Annotated in this window: 20 protein-coding genes; 12 read left to right on the forward strand and 8 right to left on the reverse strand. The window is 56.8% G+C overall.

All coding sequences use genetic code 11. The features are described from left to right. Window positions 1-5: 5 nt before the first annotated feature. The 3 genes from AB1724_01195 to ftsZ all read left to right on the forward strand — a co-directional run bounded on the left by AB1724_01195 (window position 6) and on the right by ftsZ (window position 3,453). Window positions 6-893, forward strand: a complete 888-nt coding sequence (locus AB1724_01195; GenBank protein ID MEW6076406.1) for an FtsQ-type POTRA domain-containing protein — start codon at window positions 6-8, stop codon at window positions 891-893. Next, on the forward strand, window positions 862-2,085 hold the full coding sequence (gene ftsA, locus AB1724_01200; protein MEW6076407.1) for a cell division protein FtsA: 1,224 nt from the start codon (window positions 862-864) through the stop codon (window positions 2,083-2,085). Before AB1724_01195 ends, ftsA begins: the two co-directional genes overlap by 32 nt. 189 nt (window positions 2,086-2,274) lie before the next feature. Next, window positions 2,275-3,453 (forward strand): cell division protein FtsZ, encoded by a 1,179-nt coding sequence (gene ftsZ, locus AB1724_01205; GenBank protein MEW6076408.1) that lies wholly within the window; start codon window positions 2,275-2,277, stop codon window positions 3,451-3,453. 40 nt (window positions 3,454-3,493) lie between these two features. Here ftsZ and AB1724_01210 read toward each other — a convergent pair whose 3' ends face one another. Next, on the reverse strand, window positions 3,494-4,258 hold the full coding sequence (locus AB1724_01210) for a hypothetical protein (protein MEW6076409.1): 765 nt from the start codon (window positions 4,256-4,258) through the stop codon (window positions 3,494-3,496). Window positions 4,259-4,411: 153 nt separating this feature from the next. Between AB1724_01210 and AB1724_01215 the strand changes: the two genes are divergently transcribed. From AB1724_01215 to AB1724_01230, 4 genes are all read left to right on the forward strand, one after another. Beyond that, a complete protein-coding gene (locus AB1724_01215; GenBank protein ID MEW6076410.1) occupies window positions 4,412-5,650 on the forward strand; it encodes an LL-diaminopimelate aminotransferase in 1,239 nt (412 codons plus the stop codon). 86 nt (window positions 5,651-5,736) lie between these two features. Then, window positions 5,737-6,558 carry a nitroreductase family protein gene (locus tag AB1724_01220; GenBank protein MEW6076411.1) on the forward strand — a complete coding sequence of 274 codons (822 nt, stop codon included), beginning with the start codon at window positions 5,737-5,739 and terminating at the stop codon, window positions 6,556-6,558. A 107-nt stretch (window positions 6,559-6,665) separates the two neighbouring features. Beyond that, complete coding sequence (locus AB1724_01225; GenBank protein MEW6076412.1) at window positions 6,666-8,915, forward strand: 7TM diverse intracellular signaling domain-containing protein; 2,250 nt, start codon at window positions 6,666-6,668, stop codon at window positions 8,913-8,915. An 8-nt stretch (window positions 8,916-8,923) separates the two neighbouring features. After that, window positions 8,924-9,439: a nitroreductase family protein gene (locus tag AB1724_01230; GenBank protein MEW6076413.1), complete on the forward strand. Its 516-nt coding sequence runs from the start codon at window positions 8,924-8,926 to the stop codon at window positions 9,437-9,439. Window positions 9,440-9,643: 204 nt separating this feature from the next. Here AB1724_01230 and AB1724_01235 read toward each other — a convergent pair whose 3' ends face one another. Genes AB1724_01235 through AB1724_01245 form a run of 3 tightly spaced genes read right to left on the reverse strand, consistent with a single transcriptional unit; the run spans window position 9,644 to window position 13,417 of the window. Further along, complete coding sequence (locus AB1724_01235) at window positions 9,644-11,599, reverse strand: acetoacetate--CoA ligase (GenBank protein MEW6076414.1); 1,956 nt, start codon at window positions 11,597-11,599, stop codon at window positions 9,644-9,646. Then, the gene (locus AB1724_01240) at window positions 11,592-12,227 is read right to left on the reverse strand and encodes an XRE family transcriptional regulator (GenBank protein ID MEW6076415.1); all 636 of its coding nucleotides are present in this window, start codon (window positions 12,225-12,227) and stop codon (window positions 11,592-11,594) included. The genes AB1724_01235 and AB1724_01240 overlap by 8 nt, the downstream gene beginning before the upstream one ends. 41 nt (window positions 12,228-12,268) lie before the next feature. Beyond that, entirely contained in the window at window positions 12,269-13,417 is a 1,149-nt protein-coding gene (locus AB1724_01245) for an acyl-CoA dehydrogenase family protein (GenBank protein MEW6076416.1), read from the reverse strand. Window positions 13,418-13,661: 244 nt separating this feature from the next. Between AB1724_01245 and AB1724_01250 the strand changes: the two genes are divergently transcribed. Together AB1724_01250 and AB1724_01255 are read left to right on the forward strand one after the other, a co-directional pair. Then, window positions 13,662-14,066, forward strand: a complete 405-nt coding sequence (locus AB1724_01250; protein ID MEW6076417.1) for a hypothetical protein — start codon at window positions 13,662-13,664, stop codon at window positions 14,064-14,066. A 21-nt stretch (window positions 14,067-14,087) separates the two neighbouring features. Continuing rightward, a complete protein-coding gene (locus AB1724_01255) occupies window positions 14,088-15,197 on the forward strand; it encodes an ATP-dependent 6-phosphofructokinase (GenBank protein ID MEW6076418.1) in 1,110 nt (369 codons plus the stop codon). On the opposite strand, the gene AB1724_01260 is transcribed toward AB1724_01255, so the two are convergent. Continuing rightward, window positions 15,186-16,211 carry a (Fe-S)-binding protein gene (locus AB1724_01260; GenBank protein ID MEW6076419.1) on the reverse strand — a complete coding sequence of 342 codons (1,026 nt, stop codon included), beginning with the start codon at window positions 16,209-16,211 and terminating at the stop codon, window positions 15,186-15,188. The genes AB1724_01255 and AB1724_01260 overlap by 12 nt on opposite strands. A 230-nt stretch (window positions 16,212-16,441) precedes the next feature. Here AB1724_01260 and AB1724_01265 point away from each other — a divergent pair, with 230 nt between their 5' ends. Beyond that, a complete protein-coding gene (locus AB1724_01265; protein ID MEW6076420.1) occupies window positions 16,442-17,740 on the forward strand; it encodes a GMC family oxidoreductase in 1,299 nt (432 codons plus the stop codon). A gap of 138 nt (window positions 17,741-17,878) precedes the next feature. On the opposite strand, the gene AB1724_01270 is transcribed toward AB1724_01265, so the two are convergent. Both AB1724_01270 and queF read right to left on the reverse strand, forming a co-directional pair. Then, a complete protein-coding gene (locus AB1724_01270; protein ID MEW6076421.1) occupies window positions 17,879-18,952 on the reverse strand; it encodes a DUF4388 domain-containing protein in 1,074 nt (357 codons plus the stop codon). After that, on the reverse strand, window positions 18,949-19,380 hold the full coding sequence (queF, locus tag AB1724_01275; GenBank protein ID MEW6076422.1) for a preQ(1) synthase: 432 nt from the start codon (window positions 19,378-19,380) through the stop codon (window positions 18,949-18,951). The genes AB1724_01270 and queF overlap by 4 nt, the downstream gene beginning before the upstream one ends. 218 nt (window positions 19,381-19,598) lie before the next feature. Here queF and map point away from each other — a divergent pair, with 218 nt between their 5' ends. Next, window positions 19,599-20,492 carry a type I methionyl aminopeptidase gene (map, locus tag AB1724_01280; GenBank protein MEW6076423.1) on the forward strand — a complete coding sequence of 298 codons (894 nt, stop codon included), beginning with the start codon at window positions 19,599-19,601 and terminating at the stop codon, window positions 20,490-20,492. A gap of 29 nt (window positions 20,493-20,521) precedes the next feature. Here map and AB1724_01285 read toward each other — a convergent pair whose 3' ends face one another. Then, the gene (locus AB1724_01285; GenBank protein MEW6076424.1) at window positions 20,522-21,043 is read right to left on the reverse strand and encodes a hypothetical protein; all 522 of its coding nucleotides are present in this window, start codon (window positions 21,041-21,043) and stop codon (window positions 20,522-20,524) included. Between the two features lie 195 nt (window positions 21,044-21,238). On the opposite strand from AB1724_01285, the gene AB1724_01290 reads away from it, so the two are divergent. Next, the gene (locus AB1724_01290; GenBank protein MEW6076425.1) at window positions 21,239-22,270 is read left to right on the forward strand and encodes a glyceraldehyde 3-phosphate dehydrogenase NAD-binding domain-containing protein; all 1,032 of its coding nucleotides are present in this window, start codon (window positions 21,239-21,241) and stop codon (window positions 22,268-22,270) included. The last annotated feature ends 22 nt before the right edge of the window (window positions 22,271-22,292 follow it).

Genomic DNA, 22,292 nt, shown 5'->3' on the forward strand with positions numbered 1-22,292 from the left:
ATGGAATGCTGAAAAAAGTGTCCCGGAAGAACCGGAAAAAGAAAACGGCCGGGTGTGCCCGCTATGCGGCAACGATACCGGCGCTGAAGGTCACGGCCGGACTGGTCGTTCTGCTGGCGGTGAGTATCGGCTTTGTGTACGGTTATGCTTTTTTTATCCGGTCCGACTGCCTGCGTATCAATGATGTTCAGGTCAAGGGATTGTCTCTGCTCGACCGGGAGGCGGTCGTTCACCGGGCCGGCATCGCGACGGGGATGAACATCATGGCCGTGAACCTGTCCGTGGCCAGGCGCCGGCTGCAGGCCGATCCCTGGATCGCGGATGTGCGGATCAGCCGGGTGCTGCCGTCGACGATTGTGATTGATATCCGGGAGCATACGCCCCTGGCGATTCTGGACTGGGGCGGGAGTTTCCTGATCAACAGCCACCGGGAGGTTTTCAAGCGGCTGGAACCGACGGACCCGTCCGCCCTGCCGGTGATCAGCGGTATTGAGTGCGGCGATCTGGACGAGAAGGGCCATGCGGTCGGCCCGGCTTTAAACGCCGCGCTGGATGTGGTTGAAATGGGCGTCATTCTCGGAGAGCGGATTCCGGGCATGAGCATCCGCAAAGTGATCGCCGACCGGGACACCGGCCTGACGCTATATGCTTTTGACGCCATCGATGAGGTTCGGCTCGGTTTTGACGACGACAACGACAGTTACATCACCAAATTTCGTCAATTGGGATATATGCTGAGCCATTGTTCCAGTCAGCCCGGGACAGGCCGTCTGGCCGCCGCCGGCTTTGAATATCCGGACCGGGTTGTGGTCAAGGCCGTGACCGCAGAGGCGTATGTCGCCAACAGCAAAGGGGGTAGCAATGAAGGAACAGGACATCATCGTCGGTCTTGATATCGGCACCACCAAGATTTGCGCGGTTGTCGGAGAGAAGGAAGGCGATAAGATCAACATCATCGGAATCGGCATGCACCCTTCAGAAGGGCTGCGCAAGGGTGTGGTGGTGGATATTGAGTCAACGGTCGGCTCCATCAAAAAAGCGGTGGAAGAAGCGGAACTCATGGCCGGGTGTGAAATTTCCAACGCCTATGTGGGCATCGCCGGCGGCCATATATCCAGTTTCAACAGCCGGGGAGTGATCGCCATCAAGGGCCGTGAAATTACCCGCGCCGATCTGGAGCGGGTCAGAGAGGCGGCCAGCGCGGTGGCCATTCCCATGGACCGGGAAATTATCCATATCCTGCCACAGGAATATATCGTGGACGATGAGTCCGGTATCCAGAATCCCGTGGGCATGACCGGTGTCCGCCTGGAGGTCAAAATTCATATCGTCACCGGCGCGGTTGCCTCGGCCCATAACATCGTCAAATGCGCCCATCGGGCCGGCCTCGATGTCTGTGATGTCGTCCTGGAATCCCTGGCCTCGGGCGAGGCGGTGCTGACGGATGAAGAGAAGACGCTGGGAGCGGCGCTGATCGATATGGGCGGCGGGACCAGTGATCTGGCCGTTTTCTGCGGCGGCAATATCCGGCATACGTTCGTTCTGTCCCTGGGTGGCAACAACCTGACGAACGATATCGCCATCGGTCTGCGGACACCGCATTCGGAAGCAGAAAAAATCAAGAAGCGGTTTGTCAGCCCCATTTCCGGGCGCGAGGGGGCCATCGGTGAAATAGAAGTCAAGCGGACCGGCGGCCGGAATTCTGAAAAAGTGCCGGTGCATATCCTTAATGAAATCATCGCTCCGCGCATGGAGGAAATTTTTACCCTGATCAACCGGGAGATCATCAGCAAGGGCGCCGCGGATGAAATTACCACCGGCGTCGTGCTGACCGGCGGAGCGGCTCTGCTGGACGGTGCCTGTGAAATAGCCGAATCCATCATCAACCAGCCGACCCGGCTGGGCCGTCCCATTGGCATCAGCGGTCTGGTGGACGTGGTCAACAATCCCATGTATGCCACCGGTGTCGGACTGGTCCTCTACGGGGCACGGAATGAATCGGCCCGGAAATTCCGAATCCGGGACGCCAATATTTTCAACCGGCTGATCAGCCGGATGAAGCGATGGTTCAAGGAGATTGCCTGAACCGGCCGCCCTGCGAACCGTTTTCTGCGGGCGGGAGTGGTAGGGATGCAAAACATATTGAATTTAATTTATTAACAATGAAATCGCGGTAAAAGGTATTTTTTAGAAATTGGCCACAATATATTGTTGTCAATTTTATCTTTTCACTATATATGTTGTATTTAAAATCCCAGCGAGGAGGAGGTGCGCATGTCGTTTTCATATGTGGAAAAAGAAAAGAACGCGAGGATAAAGGTCATTGGCGTGGGCGGCGCGGGGGGAAACGCCGTCAACAACATGATCGAAGCCAACCTGCAGGGCGTGGAGTTTATTGTCGCCAATACCGATGCCCAGGTGCTGGAAGCGTCAAAGGCCGAGGTTAGAATTCAACTCGGCACCAACATTACGGAAGGGCTCGGCGCCGGCGCCAATCCTGAGATCGGCCGGCAGGCCGCCATGGAAAGTCATGACGTACTTCGTGACGCCCTGTCGGGGGCCCACATGGTGTTTATCACCGAAGGGTGCGGCGGCGGTACGGGCACCGGGGCCTCGCCGGTCATCGCCCAGATCTGCAAGGAACTGGGGATACTGACTGTGGCCGTGGTCACCAAACCGTTTTCCTTTGAAGGCAAGAAAAGGGCCCAGCAGGCCGAAACCGGCGTGGCGGCCCTAAAAGGCATCGCCGATACGGTCATTACCATTCGGAACGATCGCCTGCGGACCCTGGCCTCCAAGAAGGACACGGTCATCGACATGTTCAGGAAGGCCGATGAGGTTCTGCATCATTCCGTGCGGGGAATTTCCGACCTGATCATGGTCCCCGGCCTGGTCAATCTCGATTTTGCCGATGTCAAGACCATCATGTCCAAGGCGGGCATGGCGCTGATGGGAATCGGCGTGGCCAGCGGCGACAACCGGGCCATCGAGGCGGCCGAGCGGTCCATCTCCCATCCGCTTCTGGAGGAATGCTCCATCGCCGGTGCCAAGGGGGTGCTGCTGAACATCGCCAGTTCCAGCGACATGAGTTTTCAGGAACTGGAGGAAGCCTCGGACCGCATCCACGAGGAGGTGGGCGATGAAACGGAAATCATCTGGGGAACGACCATCGATGATTCCCTGGGAGATGAAATCCGTATAACGGTTATCGCCACGGGAATCGGCGCGGCGGCGGCGGAGCCGATCGTGGACCTGAAGCGGGGCAGGATCCGGGACGTGACGGCGGCCGATCTGAATACGTTGTCGGTATCAAAACTCGACCAGCCGACCTTTATCCGCAAGCAGGCCTCCGCCGGCGAGGGCTCCGGGGCGACGTACCGCGGCTACAAGGGCCTGGTGATTGATAATGATGATCTGGATATCCCGACGTTTTTGAGAAACCAGGCGGATTAGAGGTAAAGCCTTCGAAGGAGCGAAAGCGTTTAACGGCGGTTTATGCCCGCTTTACCGCGGGCCGGTTTTCCTGTGACGGGGTGTCGTCCGTCTTTTCGCCGCGGCCGTCATGGCCGCCGGCATTTTTTGTGTGGCCGTCGTCCGGCCGCGATCCGGTGATCAGTTCTTCCTTGAAATCAACGTGTTTTCCGTATTTTTTTTCAATTCGACCGATGATCAGATATATCGCCAGCAGTCCGGCAACTGCCGCCATGAACATGGCCGGGTTCAAGTCGCCGATGGAACTGCCCAGGACCACGGCAGGTATGGCCAGGGTGGCCTGGCAGGCCCAGTTCATTCCCAGGTAAAGCCGGAAGGGAACGCCGGCCAGGGGCAGAAAAAAATTTTTGGCCGCGTACGGCAGCAGGGGCAGGGCCGCTACCAGGAATGAAAACCGGACCCGCCGGTCGGCCGGCACCTGGGGAATGACGTATTTCCCCCGGAACAATACGTTCTGAATCAGTTCTCCGGCCACCTTCGTCAGCGCGAAAGAGACGGTCATGTGGATCGGCATGACCAGGAACATCAGGAGCAGACCGGCGGTCAGCCCGAACTTGATCCCCAGCACCAGCAGGAACAGACTGATGGGAACACCGAAGATCGGCAGAATGATCATCAGCGCGATAAACAGCGGCGCCGGCGTATTTTCATTCACCAGCGATATCATCTGTACGATCTGATCCCGGTGAGTGATGGCGTAGCCGCCCAGCATAACAGCCGTCAGGATCGCCCCCAGCAGGACAATCTGTTTCCTGGTTAATGACATGGAGAGCCTTTCGATTTCATATTGCTGTTTGTAGCACGTCATGCGGGATATGGCAATGTGAAGCCCTGAAAATTGACAGATACGAGGAAATTGATTATAACCGGCAAAATTACCAGTAGCGAAACCGTATTAGAGAAAGGCGCCAACGGAACCATGATTACCATCAATGAGCATTATCTGAAGCTTCAGGCCTCCTACCTGTTTTCGGAAATTGCTTCGCGGGTGAGAGCCTACCAGCAGGCTCATCCGGAAGCGGAAATCATCCGGCTGGGTATCGGCGACGCCACCCGTCCCCTGTGCCGGGCCAGCCTGGAGGCGTTTCACAAGGCCGTGGACGAGATGGGCAGCGAGGCCACATTCCGCGGATACGGTCCGGAACAGGGCTACGCGTTTCTGCGGGAAAAGATCGCGGTCGCCGATTATCAGGCTCGCGGCGCCGACATCAGCGCCGACGAGATTTTTATCAGCGACGGGGCCAAATGTGATACCGGTAATTTCCAGGAAATTCTTGCGACCGACATCCGCGTCGCCATACCGGACCCGGTTTATCCCGTTTACCTGGACACCAATGTCATGGCCGGTCGCACCGGAGATTATGCGGACGGGCGCTACCGGAATATCGTCTATATGGATTGCACGGCGGACAATGGTTTTCTGCCCCAGCTGCCGGCCGATCCGGTCGATCTGATTTACCTCTGTTTTCCCAACAACCCGACCGGGTCGACCATTACCCGAAAAGAGCTGGCCCGATGGGTGGATTTCGCCGCTGCCAGCAAGGCCTTGATTTTGTATGATGCCGCCTATGAAGCGTTTATCCGGGACGACGCACTTCCCCGCACGATCTATGAGATAGAAGGCGCCCGCCAGGTGGCCGTGGAGTTCCGCAGTTTTTCCAAAACCGCCGGATTCACCGGCACCCGCTGCGCCTTTACCGTGGTTCCCAAAGATTGCCGCGCCTTTGATTCCCGGGGCAACATCCATTTCCTGCACGGGTTGTGGCATCGCCGGCATACCACCAAGTTCAACGGCGTTTCCTATCCGGTCCAGCGGGCGGCGGAGGCGATCTACAGTGACGAGGGGAAATCCCAGGCCAGAGAGACCATCGATTATTACATGAAAAACGCCGACCGCATCACCCGGGCCATGGATGAAATCGGCCTGTCCTATGTCGGCGGCCGGCACGCGCCGTATATCTGGGTGGAAGGGAAAACCGATTCCTGGAAGCTGTTTGATCGCCTGCTGACAAAGGCCGGCGTGGTTTGCACGCCGGGAGCGGGTTTCGGTCGCTGCGGCTCCCGGTACATCCGTTTTTCCGCATTTAACAGTTATGAGAACGTGGACCGGGCCATGGAGCGGGTGGTGTCGGCTCTGCGCGGCGATATTGATTCGTGACGTGTCCGGGCGGTGAGGGCCGGGTCGAAGCGACCGGATATAGTGTGGCCGGCGGGGTGATAGACAGATGAAAGGGGAATTCAGCCATGCCGTTATTTGAAGTCAACCGGGACAAATGCAATAAAGACGGAATCTGTGCCGCCGAATGCCCGCTGAAGATCATTGATATGAAAGCCACCGGGTGGCCGGTGCCGATTCCCGGCGCCGACGCGCTGTGCATCAACTGCGGCCATTGCGTGGCCGTATGTCCTACCGGCGCTTTATCCCACCGGCTGCTGAAACCCGAAGCGTGCCTGCCGGTCAACCGGCAGTGGCTGCTTTCCCCCGAACAGGCGGAGCATTTTTTGCGGTACCGGCGGTCTATCCGGAACTACAAAAAGCAGCCGGTAGACAGGGCGGTGATTGAACGGCTGATCCGCGTGGCCCGCTGCGCTCCGACCGGCCATAACCGGCAACCGGTCAAATGGCAGGTGATTTACCGGGCCGAAGACGTCCGGCGGTTGAGCGGCCTGGTGATCGAGTGGATGCGTTTCATGGTCGAAAAGCACCCCCGCCTGGCGGGCGCCATGCATCTGGATCTGGTAGTGGCGGCCTGGGAGTTCGGGGTGGACACGGTCAGCCGGGGCGCGCCTCATCTGGTCCTGGCCAACGCCGATGTTTCCGATATTTCCGCCCAAAGCGCCTGCACCATTGCCATGACCTATTTTGATCTGGCCGCCGCCGCCTTCGGACTGGGCACCTGCTGGAACGGATTTTTCAATGCCGCCGCCATGCAGTGGCAGCCGCTTAAAGACGCCCTGGGCCTGACGGCCGGAGAAGCCAATTTCGGCGCCATGATGCTGGGCTACCCGAAGTTTACCTATCACCGTATGCCGGATAGAAAAGAGCCGGAGATAAAATGGACCTGATCCGGTGTTTTCTCTTGCAAAACCCGGGTGTTTTTTTGATAATAAAAACAAGCCATTCAAAATATAGCCGGAGCCGGCAGCGGTTAATCAGATGAACGGATAATGCGATGATGAAAACACGAAACAGCTCTCATGCGGTCTATTCCCTGCTTCTGACCATGGCCGTCGTCTGCTTCTGTGCTTTTTCTCCGGCACAGGCGGCGCCTGTTCCCCTTGACGATTCAACCGGTACGGTTTTTTTCGGGGACCAGGTCGAGTATGTCGAAGACCCGGGCAGACAATTGAAGTTATCCGATATTCTGAGCGATAAGACCAAATGGACCCAGTCCGACAAGGTGGCCTTGAGTTTCGGTTTTACTTCCTCGGCCTACTGGTTCCGGTTCACGGTCAACAATACCCTGGATGAAACCAGAGACTGGTATTTCACCATTCTCTATCCCCTGCTCAACCACGTGGAGCTTTACATCCCCCAGGCCGGTGGTCTCTATCCGCCGCCGATAAAAGGCGGCACGGCCTATCCCTTCGGCACGCGTGAGATCGAAGACCGGGATCTGGTTTTTCTGATAAAACAGGCGCCGGGATTGAGCACTTATCTGGTCCGCATTGAGACCGCGACCTCGTTTAACTTCGAGCCTGTCCTGAAATCCCATAAGGCTTATCTTGAAAAGATTCACAAGGTCTATCCCTTTTTCTGGCTGTATTACGGCGCCATGCTGATCATGGTCATCTATAATATGGTGCTGTATGTGCTGATCCGCGAAAAAAGCTATATTTATCTGGTCCTGTTTATTCTTTCCTACACCCTGTTCCAGTTTACGCTGAATGGTTTTTCGTTTCAGTACCTGTGGCCGAACTCCGTGTGGTGGGCCAACAAATGTCTGCCCATGTTTATGTGTCTGTCGGTGGTCTTCATTACCCTGTTCTTAAGGACCTTCTTGAACATCAGAGACCTCTATCCGGATACCCTGGTGGACAAGGTGACGAAGTTCTTCATTATCGGTCCCAGCCTGGCCTGGGCTCTGTTGTCGCTTGTGGTCACTTATGCTTACAGCATCAAGATCGCCATCGTTCTGGTGATTATCATGACCGTGGCCCTGGTCGCGTCCGGCGCCATCAGCATCGGAATTACAAGGAACTCCCGGTTTATTATTATCAGCTGCGGTTTCCTGTTTCTGGGCGTACTGCTTTACTGCTTTAAAACGTTCGGTCTGCTGCCGGTCAACGCCTTTACCGAGTGGGCGGTCCAGGTCGGGTCGGTGCTTTTCGTGGCCCTGCTTTCCGTGGGCCTGGCCGACCGGATAACCGCCTTGAAGGATGAGTTGCTGGGCTCCAACGCTAACATCTCGCTGATGCTAAAGAGCATCTCCCAGGAAGCCGTTGATTTAACCGATGATATTAAGTACAGCCGGGAGGACGAGATCGGTGAGGTCTTAAGTACCCGGTTTACGACCTTTATGAACAAGTTCAGGGAGCTGGTCAATGACGTGACCGGCAGTATGGGCTCGCTCAACCAGGCGTCTCATAACCTGTCCGGACTATCTGATAAAATGACCACGGAAACAGGGGAGATGTCGGCCAATGCCAATTCCGTGGCCCTGGCGTCGGAGGAAATGAGCCGGCGGATGACGAGCATCGCCAGCACCATGGAGCAAACCTCCCAGAACGTGTCTTTGATCGCTTCGTCCATTGAGGAGATGACGTCCACGGTGGACGAAATCACCAGCAACACCGAAACTGCCCGGGGCATTACGGCCAACGCCGTGAATCAGGCGGGAAACGTTTCCCGCAAGCTGGACACCCTGAATTCCGCCGCCACCAACATCGGGTCCGTCACCGAGGTGATTACCGAAATCTCCAAAAAGACCAATCTGCTGGCATTGAATGCCACCATCGAGGCGGCCCGGGCCGGAGACGCCGGCAAAGGGTTCGCGGTGGTGGCCAGTGAGATCAAGGATCTGGCCCGCCAGACGGCCGCCGCCACCCAGCAGATTATCAAGCAGATCGAGGACAACAAGAACATCACCGTCGAGGCGGTGGACGAGATCGGCCGTATTATCAACGTGATTAACAGCGTCGATGAAATCGTCTCCACCATCGCCACCTCCATCGAGGAACAGTCCACATCAACCAAAGAGATCGCCAGCAATGTCTCGCAGATATCCCAGGGCGTTTCCGAGGTTAACACCAGCGTGGCTCAATATTCAATTGTTTCCGGCGACGTATCCCGCAAGGTGGTTTCCTTAAGCGGCCATTCCCAGCAGATGAACGAGAACAGCCAGCAGGTCAAGAAGAGCGCCGATGAGCTTCGCCGCATGGCCGCGCATATTACGGAGTTGATGGGAAAATTCAAGGTCTAATACCGTCGTTGATAGAAACCCTTAGAAAACGTCGCAGCATCAGAGCGTATCACCGGGACCGGCCGATCACGCCGGAACATCTGGACATCCTCAAGGAGGCGTTGCTGCGTTCCCCGTCTTCACGTGAGATCCGGCCGTGGTCCTTTGTTCTGGTCCAGGATCGAGGCCTGCTGGGAAAATTGTCGCGGGCCAAGCCCCACGGGGCCGGCTTCCTCAAGGACGCGGCCCTGGGTATCGTGGTCTGCGGGGACAGCACCCAGTCGGATGTCTGGATTGAGGACTGCGCCATAGCGGCCGTCATCGCCCATCTGGCCGCCGCTTCCATCGGCCTGGGCAGCTGCTGGGTCCAGATCCGCCAGCGCCATCACGACGAGCATCTTACCGCCGAGCAGTATGTTCAGCGGCTGCTTTCTCTCCCGGAACATGTGCGGGTCCTCTCGATTATCGCCGTCGGTCACGCGGCCGAAGACCTGCCCGGCGTTCCCGTTGACGACCTGCCGACCGACAAGTTTACTTCGCGTTAAACAGTTCGCTACGTGTAAAGGGTATCTCTAAAAATTAGAATTTTAGTTCGAGGTCAAGGCGAAGTACTCCGAGGATTAAAATTTGAGCGCAACGCCGGCATCGAGCCAAAAGGCAATTTTTAGCGGTGCCCTGAAAAAAGCCGGCGGATTTAAGCCTGTCCTTAAATCCGCCGGCACATATACCCGCCATCACTAACAGTAAGGCTAATCCCGGCGCAACTCCTCCAGGCCGGCGAAATAATCAAGGCATTCCGGGTTTTTCAGGGCATCCCGGTTGGTGGCCTTACCGCCTTCCACCACCCGCTTGACGGCCAGCTCCACTTTTTTCATATTCAGCGTGTAGGGGATGTCCGGCGTCTCCAGGATTTTGGCCGGCACATGCCGCGGCGAGGCGTTTGCCCGGATGGCCTCCCGAATTTTCTGTTTCAGTGCATCGTCCAGAACGTGTCCCGGCGCCGGCTTGACAAAGAGAATCACCCTCACGTCGTTCTTCCAGTTCTGGCCGATGACCAGGCTGTCCTCGACCTCTTCCAGGGCTTCCACCTGGCGGTAGATTTCAGCGGTGCCAATGCGAACGCCGCCGGGATTGAGGGTGGCGTCGGAGCGGCCGTAAATGACAGCGCCGCCGTGGTCATTGATGGAAATAAAGTCCCCGTGAGTCCAGACGCCGGGAAAACGGTCGAAATAGGCGCTATGATATTTCTTCCCGTCCGGATCGTTCCAGAAGAAGACCGGCATGGAGGGGATGGCTGCCTCGCAGACCAGTTCGCCGGGTTCGTTATAAACGCGCCGGCCGTCCTCGTTCCAGGCGTTGACCTTGACGCCCAGGCCCCGGCACTGGATTTCTCCGGCATAAACCGGGCCGATGGGATTGCCCAGCACGAAACAGCTGTTGATGTCCGTGCCCCCGGAAATGGAGGAGAGTTGCAGGTCGGCCTTGATGTCCCGGTACACGAAACGAAATCCTTCGTCGCTTAATGGAGAACCGGTGGAAAGCATGGTTTTCAGCCGCGTAAGATCAAACTTTTCGGCCGGTTTCAACCCGGTGGCCGCCAGGGCGTTCAGGTATCCGGCGCTGGTGCCGAAGACCGTGAACCCTTCGTCCTGGGCATAACGCCACAGTACTCCCGGATCCGGGTGAAAGGGGTTGCCGTCGAAGAGCATGACCGTGGCGCCGGTGGCCAGGGAGCAGGTCAGCCAGTTCCACATCATCCAGCCGCAGGTGGTGAAATAAAAAATCTTATCCTCGCGTTTCAGGCCGGTATGCAGGAGCAGTTCCTTGAGCTGCTGAATGAGCACGCCGCCCGCGCCCTGGACCAGGGACTTGGGCGGGCCGGTGGTGCCGGAGGAATACATGATGTAATGGGGATGATCAAAGGGCAGCTGGACAAAGTCCATCGTCTCGGCCGTTTTGTCCTGGAAGTCGGACAGCAGCACGCTGTCGCGGATGCCGCTGATGTCGGGTTCCGCGGCGGTGTAGGGAACGATGACGACGCGCTTCAAATCCGGCAGACTGGCCGTGATTTCCTCGACCCGGGGACGGCTGTCGATGGCCTTCCCCTTGAAAACATATCCGTCGGCCGCGAACAGGACTTTCGGGGCGATCTGGCCGAACCGGTCCAGCACGCCCTTGGCGCCGAAGTCCGGTGAGCAGGAGGACCAGGTGGCGCCGAGGCTGGACGCGGCCAGCATGGCGATGATGGTTTCCGGGATATTGGGCATGAACCCGGCCACCCGGTCGCCGGCCCGAACACCCGCCGCGGACAGGGCCGCGGCCGTGCGGGCGACCTGGCGGTAAAGTTCGGCATAGGTCAGCCGCCGGACCGGCCCGCCTTCGCAGGAAAAAATTATGGCCGGCCGCTCGTACCGGTATCGCAGCAGGTTTTCCGCAAAGTTCAGCCTGGCGCCGGCAAACCATTTGGCCCCGGGCAGGCGGGCCGGATCATCCACCACCCGGGTGTAGGACGCGGAATGAACGATGCCGGCAAAATCCCACACTTCGGCCCAGAATTCCGGGATATGGTCGATGGACCACTGGTAAAGTTCCGGGTAGGCGGCCAGGGCGGTCTTGTATTTTTCATTGATCCGGCCCATGAACCGGAACATGTTGGTGGATTCGATTCTTTCCTGTGACGGCTGCCAGAGAAGCTGGTTATTCATATAATACCGCCAGAATGACCGCTTTGCCCCGGGCGGAGGCGATCAAATGGGGCACGGTTGATTTGTAGTAGACGCTGTCGCCCGGCTCCAGTTCATGCGTCTCCCGATCGATAACCAACCTGACGCTGCCTTCCAGTACATGGATGAACTCTTCGCCGTCATGGACCGACGGTTTGCCGTGGGGGCTTTCCTCCAGGTGGACGATCAGCGGCTCCATGTGCCGGCCCTTGACACGGCTGCCGAGGCTGAAATAGCTGTAGACCTTTTTCTGCCCTTCCGTGGCCGACCGCTCCACGGGAATGCCGGTTTCCTTGCGGATGACGGCGAAATCCTTGTCGCCCTCGCCGGAGAGCAGTTTGCCGAAGACCGTGTCCAGGGCACGGGAAAGTTTCATCAGGGCGCCGAGCTGAGGCTGGGCCGTACCGTTTTCATAGGCCGCCAGTTCTTCCGCTGAACAGCCGGTGGCATCCGCAAGGGCTTCCAGCGATACGCCCTTGTCCGTCCGCAACCGCTGGATGCGTTCCCCGACGCGTTCCTCTCTGACGGCGGTTGCCCCCGATTTGATTTCACCGGTCAGGTCTTCAAAATAGTCGACGCTGATATGCGGCGGTTCATATGGCTTATCCATGGCGTGTTTCCTTTCATTGTCTTTCCGACGGATGTCGCCCGTTAGCATCCGATATAACGGGAGATCACCAGCCGCTGAATTTCCGAGGTGCCTTCACCGATGTCCAGCAGTTTCTGGTCCCGGTAAAACCGTTCCACCTGATAATCCTTCATCAGACCGTACCCGCCGTGAATCTGCACGGCCCGGTCGACGACGCGGCCCATGGTTTCGGAACAGTAGAGCTTGGCCATGGCCGCCTCCCTGGCAAAGGGCCGGTGGTTGTTCCGCAGCCAGCAGGCTTTGTAGAGCAGGTTCCGGGCGCACTCGATTTCCGTGGCACAGTCGGCCAGCTTAAAGGCGATGGCCTGAAACTTGCTGATGGGCTGACCGAACTGCTCTCTTTTCTGGGCGTATTTTAAAGCCAGCTCAAAGGCGCCGTCGGCCCCACCCAGGCCCATGGCCCCGATGGAGAGCCGGCCGCCGTCCAGGGTGGCCAGCATCTGATGGAACCCGTCCCCTTTTTTGCCCAGCAGGTTTTTATCCGGCACCCGCACGTCGTTAAAATAGAGCTCGGCCGTGTTGGAGGCGCGCCACATCATCTTGCCGTGCATGGCCCTGGCCTCAAAGCCCGGCGTGCCGTGCTCGACGATAAAACAGCTGTATTCCGGCTTGCCGTTGTCCCGCACGCCGGTGATAGCCTGCACGGTCACGCCCAGAGAGAGTTCGCAGGCGGCGTTGGTGATAAAGATCTTGGAGCCGTTGATGACCCATTCATTGCCGTCCCTGACGGCATTGGTCTTGCTGCCGCCGGCATCGGAACCGGCCGAGGGTTCGGTCAGTCCGAAACCCCACAGCCCTTCTCCCCGGCAGAGTTTGGGCAGGTATTTCTGCTTCTGCTCTTCGCTGCCGAAATAGTAAAGCGGTCCGATGCCCAGGGAATTCCCGGCGGCAATGGTGGCTGCCTGGGAGCCGTCCACCCGGGCGATCTCCTCCACGGCGATGATGTAGGAAAGATAATCCATGGCCTGACCGCCGTACTGGCCGGACACGAACATGCCCAGCAGGCCGATCTCGCCCATCTTGCGGGTCAGTTCCGGGGAAAAAGTTTCTTTTTCATCCAGCTCGGAGGCGATCGGCGCGATCTCCGCCCTGGCAAAGGCTCGGACCTCCTTGCGAACCATGGTCTGTTCCCTGGAAAGATCAAAATCCATAAGCGCCCTCCGGTCTCAAGGTTCGTAATAAAAATTTTTTACGGCAGCAAGATCAAATTGCTGCAACGAGGTTCATTTATTGAATAAAGTTCAACAATAGAATAAAGCCGGTTTTTTGTCAAGAATTTTACGGAGCGGTGTGTCAGCCTGCAAAGGGTTGTTGACACCTTAGGGCATGCCTGCTATGATATTGAAATTAAATGATTCCTTCTTTTTGCATTTTGTTTTAACCGCTGACGATGTGATGATATACGGATTCATCCAGATAATATATATAGCGGTTTTTGCGGCCCTGTTTGAAAAAAGGGGGTTCCGCTGGCAATGGTTTCTGCCGCTGGCCGCTGGCTTCGCGGCGGCCACGCTGCTGACGGCTTTTCTGGCCGGCCGGGCAATGCCGTCCGCCCTGGCCCCCGGGGAGGCGGAAAGCCGGATTCAACTACTTGCCGTTCCCATGTATATCCTTTTCATCCCCATCCACGCGCTTATCACCGTCGGTGTTATGAAAGCCCTTCCCGCGAATACGCCGGTTTTTGAACGGCTGTTTGTGCGGGTGCTGATCTATATGGCGGCGGCCATGGCCGCCGGTTTTGTTTTTTCAATGCTGGCAATGGCCGGTATGGTTCTGTTCCAACTGATTATGTTAAAATAAATTCATTGAGGAGGGAGTATCATGTCAGGAAGAATGCGCATTGCCATCAATACCGGCGGCGGAGACGCGCCGGGGCTAAACGCGGTCATCGAGGCGGTGGTTATGTCGGCCTGGAACCGCAACTGGGAAGTATACGGCATCCGCCAGGGGTACCAGGGGTTGCTGGATACCGATGAAATCATGCAGCTGACGCCGGACAAGGTGAAAAATATTTCCAGTATCGGCGGTACCATTCTGGGCACCACCAACAAGGGCAATCCCTTTGAGATGCCGGTGGAAAACGCGGCCGGGGAGGTGGAAACCCGGGACGTTTCTGACCGGGTGGTGCGCAATTTCAAACGCCTGGGGTTTGACTGCCTGATCGCCGTGGGCGGGGACGGCAGCCTGAAGATCGCCCATGACTTTTTCAAAAAGGGCATACCCGTCATCGGGGTGCCCAAAACCATCGACAACGATATGGCCGGCACGGTGGCCACCTTTGGTTTTGATACGGCCGTCAGCATCGCCACGGAGGCCATTGACCGTCTTCATTCCACGGCCAAATCCCACGACCGGGTCATGGTGGTGGAGGTCATGGGCCGGCATGCCGGCTGGATCGCCCTGAACAGCGGCCTTTCCGGCGGGGCCAGGGCCATTCTGATCCCGGAAATTCCGTTTGATATCGACGTGGTCTGCGATCATATCATGAAGGACGAACTGCAGGGGACGCGTTACGCCATTGTGGTCGCGGCCGAGGGTGCCAAGCCGGTCGGCGGGCAGATCACGCACCGGGGCGGCGGCGAGAAGGGCCGCCAGGACGTGCTGCTGGGCGGAATCGGCAATGCCGTGGCCGAGGCCATCAGCCAGAAGACCGGCAAGGACACCCGCTCACTGGTGCTGGGCCATCTGCAGCGCGGCGGGTCACCGACGACCTTTGACCGGCTGCTGGCCCTGCGGTTCGGCGCGGCCGCCATGCGGCTGGTGGAAGAAAAGAAGTTCGGTCACATGGTGGCCTTAAATCCCCCGCGAATCGACGCCGTTCCCCTGGAAACGGTGGTCGGATCCTTCCGGGGTGTGCCCCTGGACAGCGACAGCATTCAGACCGCCCGGGACATCGGCATTTCGTTTGGTGAAGTCGCTTCAGCCGTATAGGACTTGATTCGCCTCGTCCGGCAGCGTCTCACCCACGGCCAGCCGGCACAGATCGGAAATCATGTAGTTGCGCAGCCCGTTTTCACGGGCCGGTTTGCCCAGGGCGTCCAGGCACATGGGGCAGAGATAAACCATGGCTTCGGCTCCGGCCTGGCGGGCATCACGGATATTTTCCATTTTGAAGGCCGGGAACTTGTCGCCTCTCTTCTGGATACCGTGCATGTCCTGTCCGCAGCACATGGCGTTGTCCCGGTCATAACGGCGGTTCACGCGGGTGAGGCCGATCAACTCGAAAATTTCGTCCAGCAGGGGCTCCTTCCATGGGGTCAGTCGGGAGGCGCAGGGCCGCTGATAGGCGACTTTCAGGTTCAGGGGCTGAATGTCGGCCTGGCGGGCCCGCAGCCGGTCGCGGAGATGCTCGAACAGATGAACGGGCTTAAACGGCAGCTTCAGACCGAAGCGGTCCGCCGCGTCGGTCATGACGGCATAGCAGTCATCATGGACAAAAACGATTTCTTCGACGCCGGTTGAGGCGTATCGGTCGATGAGCGGCGCAAGGCGTTCGCGCATCAGGGTTTCGTTACCCATGTGGGGGTAGATCAGGTTGCAGAAAAAATGGGTTCCCTTCAACGGCGTCAAGCCCTCAAACAACGATCCGGAAAAAGCCCAGGGGATGGTGGTGTAAATCGTGCACAGCGACAGGGCCTGGCGACCGGCCTGGGGAGGAGTGAACGGCTTTCTCGGCGTGAACATCTGTTGCGCCATGGAAAGCAGCTGCGGATCCACATAATCGCCTCTTTCCTCCATCCGTTGCAGGATCAGGTCAAACGGTCGGGCACCGTGGGGACAATATTCGTTGCAGGCAAAGCAGGTAATGCATTGGGAAAGCCAGGAGACAGGTTCGCCGTTGACCAGTTTTTTCCATGCAGCAGCACCGGTTCCCGGTTCATAGCCAATATACAGGCACCGGTCGCGGCACTGGCCGCATAAAACACATTTGCTTCTGTCGTACATGCGTCTCCCCTTTGTAGAAGGTTGATCTTTTAACTTTGCAGTTACCACGATTGTATTCTATTATCAAATAGTTTTAAAACTGTTCGCTGATGGAAAAGAATCAGGGAAAAGGATTTTATTTTTTTTTATTTGACTTTGCGGGATTGCCCGGTTAATATTGTCGACAATCGACAAGATGTTGGTCGTAAATTCCGTATATACTTCGTTGGTAAGTAATAAAGGAGGTTCAGATGAACGCCAGTAGTAAACGATATGACGTCATTGTAGTCGGTACCGGTCCGGGAGGGGCGACCGTCGCCAGAGAGTTAGCCCGGGCGGGTAAATCCGTATTGATGCTGGAGCGCGGCTCGTATCCCAACCTGCGCGGCGTGTTCTGGCAATATGCCCTGATGCAGTGCTTCCCGTTTAAGAGCATGCTGTTTACCAGCGAGCTGGTCGGCATGGTGCGGGGTATTGTCACCGGAGGCAGTTCCGTCTTCTATTACGGAACCTGCTTTGATATCCCATTTAAGATGTTGGAATCTTACGGAATTGATGCCTCTAAAGAGGCCGATGAAATTAAGAAGGAAGTTCCCGTGGGGCCGCTGTCTGATGAGGTGATGGGCGCCAAAGCCAAGCTTATCATGAAGAGCGCCCGGGAACTGGGGTATGACTGGAAGAAGCTCAACAAGTTCATGTATCAGGAGCGATGGGACCGGAAGACCCAGAAGTTCGGCAATTTTTATTATGGCGATCCCAACGATGTCAAATGGAACGCCCGGATTTTTGTCGATGATGCCGTTAAACATCGCGCTGAGCTGATCAACAACGCCCGGGTCAGAGAAGTGATCATCAAAGACGGTCGGGCCGTGGGGGTACGCTATACCCAGGGCGGCACCGCCTGTGAAGCCTTCGCGGAAAAAGTCGTCGTCAGCGCCGGCGGCATCGGGTCCCCTCTGATCCTGAGGCAGAGCGGCATCAGGGAGGCGGGCTATGACTTCTTCTTTGACCCGCTCATTTCCGTGGCCGGCTATGTGGATGGCGTCAAGGATGAGAATGAGATTCCCATGTCCGCCGGGATTCATTTTGGTGAGGAAGGGTTTGTCATGACCGATATGGCCCTGCCGAACATGCTCAACACCATCTTCTCCCTGTCCGGGTTCCGGCCCCACCGGTGTTTTTCCCATAAGAATGTCGTTCGGATCATGGTTAAGGTCAGAGACGATCTGGGGGGATGCCTGACCGATCATGAAGGCATCAGGAAACGGCTGGTGAAAGGGGACCGGGAAAAGCTGAAAATGGGTTACGAGCACGCCCGGAAAATTTTGAAGAATGCCGGGGCCACCGGGATTCACAAGACCTGGATCCTGGCCGCGCACCCCGGAGGCACGGTCAAAATCGGCGAACTGCTCGATTCCGATCTCAAGACCAAGCAATTTGACAACCTGTATGTCTGCGACTGCTCCGTTATTCCCAAGGCATGGGGGTTGCCGCCGACTTACACGATTCTCGCCCTGGGCAAACGACTGGGAAAACATCTTTTGAAATAGCGTTAAGGACTTTCAGGCGAATATTCGGCGGCCGGACTTCTTTTTAAGCGAGGTCCGGTCGCTTTTTTTGCGGCCATCGCGCCTGAAGAGGCCGGGAACTGACATAGTGCGGTCGGATTTAAGCGGCCGGGAACGCGGTTACTCGCTGAAACGTTTTTTTTCGGTTTGCTGATAGGATTCCTCGTCCATGCGGGACAGTCCCTCCATCAGCAACCACATGAACTGACCGATTTCACTCTTCGATTCTTCCTCCGGAGGCAGACCCGGCACAAATTTGAAACGGCCTTTTCTTTCCCGCAACACCTCCCAGAAGGCCTCCTTGTCGACCAGGTTGCCGTGTTTGGCGCGAACGAGTTCTCCCTCCTTGAAGGTGATGGCGGCCGTCCGGTTCCCCTCCAGCCCGAAGGTCAGTACCCCGGTCTTGCGGTTCATGTTCAAGGCCTGTAGCAGTTCCGAAGGCGGCATTTCCGTGAGGTTGCCGGACATGCCCGATTCCAGCTCATCTGACCGGGCGGTATTGGTTTTGGACAGTCGCTTGGACAGCAGGGTGGCAAAATACATCTGCAGGGTCGGGAATTTTCTGAGCAGCCGCCGGAAATTGCGGCTGTTTAGAAAGATCACCTTGGTCGGTTCGACGGCCTTAATGGTGGCGCCGGCCGCGTCCCCGCTGATCAGGCTCATTTCACCCATGATCTCGCCCTTGCCGAGAAAGGCGATATTGATGTCGTTGTTACCGAGCACTTCCACCATACCGGCAAGAATCACAAAGAGATTTTTTCCAGGCTGGCCTTTTTGAATGATGATGTCTCCCTTATTGAACTGCTTGTGCCGGATAAAGGGAATCAGGTAGCGTACCTCGTGTTTTTTGAGGGTTTTAAAGAAGGAGAAGGTGCTTAACAGCTTGGCGATATTTTCCTTGGCGTTTTCATGAGGGTCTTCGATTTCAAAAACATACTCCGTCCCTTTTTCGTATTGCAGCCGGATTTTACCCGTGCACCCGCTGCAGAAAAAGGTTCCGGAATCCTCCCCCCCGGACAGGACTTCTTCTCCCTCGTCGATCCGGGCCTTGATATCGTCCACCAGTATGGTGCACATGGGCTTGCCGTTGGGCAGGTGCAGGGCGTTGCCGAAGAACTTAAATTCGTCCTTTTCCTCGTAAATGGGGCAGTTCGTTTCTTCGATAACATGGAAAAAGGCTTCAATCATGCTCATTTGGCTGACCTCATGGTTTGTTTTTTCGTCCGGGATGCTCCCGTTGCCGTCACCGTGGTGGATATGCCGCCGCGGGAGGTGAATTCACCGGTCACCGTCATGCGCGCCGGGGACAGGGCGCCGGATAGATCATCCAGGATTTTATTGACGACATGCTCATAGAAGATTCCCACGTTCCGGTATTGCATCAGGTAGTATTTCAAGGATTTGAGTTCAATAATTTTCCGACGCGGCGTGTAGGTGATGGTAATGCGGCCGAAGTCAGGCAAGCCGGTCATGGGGCAGACGGAGGTAAATTCGGGCTGAAGGATTTCGATGTCAATGGCCCGCTTCCCCGCGTAGGCGTAGTCCATGGCTTCCAGCATATCCGCCCTTACCGTGTCGGGCGCTTGAATGGTTGTCGGCGCGTTGTAGAGCTTCTGTTTCATGATTATCGTCGTCAATTCAAAATTGTAGGAACGTTCCGCCTTCGGATGGACCACGACCCCCCGGTCGGTAAATATGTATTATACCCACTTATTCACGATTTGCAAAAAAAAAAGAGACTTTGCATTCCCGATCGAAGGTTGTAAAAGATAGCCGCGTTGACTATAATGAAAATCAGGTGCACCGGATTGCTCCGGAATCAATCAGCAGGGATCGACGGATGAAACACAGAAAAAGAGGCACCCTGGCGACCGGGAAGGTCATGTTATGCCCCTGCGGCAGCGGGCAGAAATACGCAAAATGCTGCCTGCTTTCGTCAGAGGGGGCGAAGCGGCTGGAAAAGGTGTATCAGGACCGGTTTGAGATCAGGGTCAAGACCCGGGAGGAGATCGAGGGGATCCGCAAAGCCGGTCGCCTTGCCATGGACACCCTTGACATGGTTGAAGAAGCGCTTAAGCCGGGGATGACGACTGAAGAGATCAATACACTGGTCCATGAGTTTACCTTAAGACATAATGCCGTTCCAGCGCCTCTTAATTACCGGGGATTTCCAAAAAGCGTCTGCGTTTCGATCAATGAGGTGGTCTGTCACGGCATACCCGGAAACCGCGTCATAGAAGAGGGCGATATCGTCAACGTGGATGTTACCCCCATCCTGAACGGGTACTATGCCGACGTGAACAAGACGTATTTTGTAGGCGCTCCCGGAAAGGATGCCCTCAAGATCGTTAATGTCACCCGGGGATGCCTGAAAAGCGCCCTATCAATGGTGGCGCCCGGGAAAACCATCGGCGACATCGGCTGGGCCATCCAGAATCATGTGGAACAGCGGGGGTGCTCCGTGGTCAGGGAGTTCGTGGGGCACGGGGTAGGACTGGATTTTCACGAACCGCCGCAGGTGCCCCATTACGGGAGAAGGGGCGAGGGAATCATGCTGATTCCCGGCATGGTGTTCACCATTGAGCCCATGATTAATCTGGGCAGAAAAGAAATCCGCATTCTCGCCGATAACTGGACCGCCGTCACCCGGGACGGCTCCCTGTCCGCGCAGTTCGAGCAGACCATTGTCGTGACGGGTGACGGATTTGAAAGCCTGACCCCTTACGATCTGTAGGGGCGGCCGTTAGCGGGACCTCTTCCGCCCTATCCCATGTAGTGATCCTGGAAATTCGGCTTGTTCTTATGGGTTTTCAGAACGCCCCGGGCATTGCAGCTCGGGCAGCGGATTTCCGAGGGCATGTCCGTCATGTCAATTTCAATGGGTGCGGCGCACTTGGAGCAGTTGATGGTCATGGTTTTCTTTTTGGCGCCGCCGGCCGGTTTTTTGTCCGCGGTCTTGTCATCGCTGGCGACAAATTCAACTTCAGGCGTTTCGCTATCGTTATCTTCGATGTAGGCCAGAACCGCCTTGCGGACGCACTTACTGTCGTTGCCGCCGCCGATCAGGATCAGCTTTTCATACTGTTCCTGGGTCAGGACAATTCGGGCTTCCAGGACATGGGCGGTTTCCATGGCGGTGTTCAACTCTTCCAGCAGCGCGGCCTGCCGTGAAAATTTCATGTCGCCGGTGTTGATTTTGTCCTGAATCTCCTTCTTGAGATCATCCGCGGAATACCACTTGTCCTCAAATCTGATTTTTCCGTTTTCAATATCAATATGATCCATGTTCCCCTCCAGATATCATTGTCAATTGAATAACCTACTATATAAACAGATATTTTGCCCTTGTCAAAGAAAAGATGAATCCGGGGGATAAACCCCGGACAAAAACCGGGTTTGCCATGGCCTTCGGGTTTCTGGTATAACCGGATTTCTGTTCGGGAGCAACGAATAAGACAAACGCATGGTAAAGGGGAGAAGATGGGTTACCGGCTGGCCATCAACGGTTACGGCCGCATCGGGCGATGCGTTCTCAGGGCGCTCTATGAGTCCGGGCGATTTCCGGAATTTGAAGTGGTCGGCATCAATGACCTGTCCCATATCGAAGCCGTCGCCCACCTGACCCGATTCGATTCCACGCACGGCCCTTTTCAGGGGGAAGTCGCCTGGGAGGACAGCACGCTGCTGATCAACGGACACCCCATCGCCGTTTCTTCCGAAAAAGACACCTCCCGGCTCCCCTGGGGCAAACTCGGGGTGGACGCGGTCATGGAGTGTTCAGGCGCTTTTACGCAGCGGGCAGTGGCCGAAGGGCATATCAGAAGCGGCGCCCGCAAGGTCATCTTCTCCTGTCCGGCGGGAACGGAAGTGGACGCCACCATTGTTTACGGCATCAACGAACAGACACTGAAGAACCACCACACCATTATTTCCAACGCCTCCTGCACGTCCAACTGTATTGTGCCGGTGATCCACGTGCTGGACTGCCACCTGGGCATCAGGCACGGCATGATCACCACCATTCACTCCATGATGAACGATCAGCCGGTGATCGACGCTTACCATAACCGGGATCTGCGTAAATCCCGCAGTTCCAGCCAGTCGGTCATTCCGGTCGACACGGCGCTGCCCGGCGGGGTGGACCGCCTGCTGCCCCACCTGGCCGGACGGTTTCAGGCCATCGCCCTGCGGGTACCGATCACCAATGTCTCGGCCATGCAGCTGACCGTTCAGGTGAACAATAAAACCGATGTCCGGGAAGTGAACCGCATCATGAAGACCGCCGCCGAAGGCAAGCTGGCGGGCATCCTGGGCTACACGGAACTGCCGCTGGTCTCCTGCGATTTCAACCATGACCCGCGCTCGGCGGTTATCGACGGCTCCCAGACCCGGGTTTTTGGCGGCAATGCCTTGAGCGGCGGTACCGGGGTCAGCGTTCTGGCCTGGTTCGACAATGAGTGGGGTTTCGCCAACCGCATGCTGGACACGGCCCGGGCGTTATTAAAGGTTTAAGATGCAGGGTTTAAGGTTCAGG

It is taken from the genome of Thermodesulfobacteriota bacterium, from assembly GCA_040753795.1.
Lineage (GTDB): Bacteria > Desulfobacterota > Desulfobacteria > Desulfobacterales > Desulfosudaceae > JBFMDX01.